Genomic DNA, 1631 nt, shown 5'->3' with positions numbered 1-1631 from the left:
CGATGCACCGGACGCAGAGCGGGCTTCTGCCCGCAGGGCGTGGGTGTGACCGGGGCGGCGATCCGCATTGCTCACGAAGACGCTGGTTCAAACACCCTATTATCAGAGGCTCTACCGGCCTCTTCGCGAGCAAGCTCGCTCCCACGAAGTTTGCATATGAAGTTTGCATATAAGGCTGAGCACTAAAGCATAGGAAACGCAGTTCAGGCCCTACTGCAGCCACGGCGGCGGTGGCTCTTCGGTGGATTTGCTCGGGGGTGCGTCGTCTGCGGCGCGGGCTGCCTGGCGGCGGGCTTCGTCCAGACGCGCGGCTTCGATCTCGCGCAGTACGCCGCCCACATCGGCTTCGTCCTCCGGCTCGTCGAACTCACCGGTCAGCACCGTGGTGGGCGACAGCGTGCCGGCCTCGTAGTACGACCACATTTCCTTGGCGTACCTGGTGCTCCTGAGCTCCGGCGCAAAGCGGCCGAAGTACAGGGCCATGTTGCCAACGTCGCGCTCCAGCATGCTGAACGCGTGGTTGTTGCCCCCCGCATCAACCGCTTGCGGCAGGTCGATGATCACCGGGCCGGACGGCGCCAGCAGCACGTTGAACTCGGACAGGTCACCGTGCACCAGACCGGCACACAGCATCAGCACGATCTGCTCGATCAGGAACGCGTGATACTCGCGCGCCTGATCCGGCTCCAGCACCACGTCGTTCAGACGCGGGGCGGCATCGCCATATTCGTCAGCCACCAGTTCCATGAGCAGCACGCCTTCGAGAAAGTCGAAAGGCTTGGGCACCCGAACGCCAGCGCTGGCCAGACGAAACAGTGCCGCCACTTCGGCGTTCTGCCACGCGTCTTCGGTTTCCTTGCGCCCGAACTTCGAGCCCTTGGCCATCGCCCGGGCCTGCCGGCTGTTGCGTACCTTGCGACCTTCCTGATACTCGGCCGCCTGACGGAAACTGCGTTTGTTAGCCTCCTTGTAAACCTTGGCACACCGCAGCTCATTGCCACAGCGCACCACATAAACAGCTGCCTCTTTACCACTCATGAGCGGGCGCAGCACCTCGTCGACCAGACCGTCTTCGATCAGGGGTTCAATGCGTTTAGGAGTTTTCATCAGCTTTTATTAAGGGTCCTTTGTTGCCAGATACGCGATTGTTGCCGTTATACGGCAATCCTCCGCCAGCGAGTAGGGGTAGGGCCTTGTGGATTGAAAGGTTTTTAATCAAAAACCGCGCAACACCCCGGTTTAAAGCACCTTTCGTGCCGCACAACAGATGAAAGATATTCCGGGACAAAATGTACAGCCGCAGAAAAAGACAGCGCCTGAGGTCTTGTTAATGCCCGGCGCAACTTGCCCGCAACATGAAAACCCACCGGGCAATCTCCCCAACCCAGCAACTACACGCCCGCGCGGGATTGGTTACACTTACGCCCTGTTCCAGTGCAGAACGCAAAACGACAGTAGCGCTGACTTACCCTACGGCCTTGTGTCGCCAGACGGCCATCGGGCACAGTACCCTGCTGATATCCCTGGGCGGCGGCAAAAACTGAGCGCAACACCTGACCAATCCGGTACGGTGAACCTATGTCATATCATGAACTCAGCATTGAAGAACGCATCACGATCCAGTTTGGCCA

At 59.6% G+C, this 1631-nt stretch carries 1 protein-coding gene; it reads right to left on the bottom strand.

Annotated features, from left to right (window positions below):
* Positions 1–210 precede the first annotated feature (210 nt).
* On the bottom strand, positions 211–1107 hold the full coding sequence (locus tag DW49_RS0123290; protein ID WP_005614468.1) for a PA4780 family RIO1-like protein kinase: 897 nt from the start codon (positions 1105–1107) through the stop codon (positions 211–213).
* Between the last annotated feature and the right edge of the window lie 524 nt (positions 1108–1631).

The sequence above is a fragment of the Pseudomonas avellanae BPIC 631 genome (genome assembly GCF_000444135.1).
Classification (GTDB): Bacteria; Pseudomonadota; Gammaproteobacteria; order Pseudomonadales; family Pseudomonadaceae; genus Aquipseudomonas; species Aquipseudomonas avellanae.
This window is presented reverse-complemented; position numbering and strand designations above follow the sequence as displayed.

Bases quoted from the DNA above. Each gene is read 5' to 3' on its own strand.
- DW49_RS0123290 (WP_005614468.1), bottom strand. From the start codon at position 1,107: ATGAAAACTCCTAAACGCATTGAACCCCTGATCGAAGACGGTCTGGTC.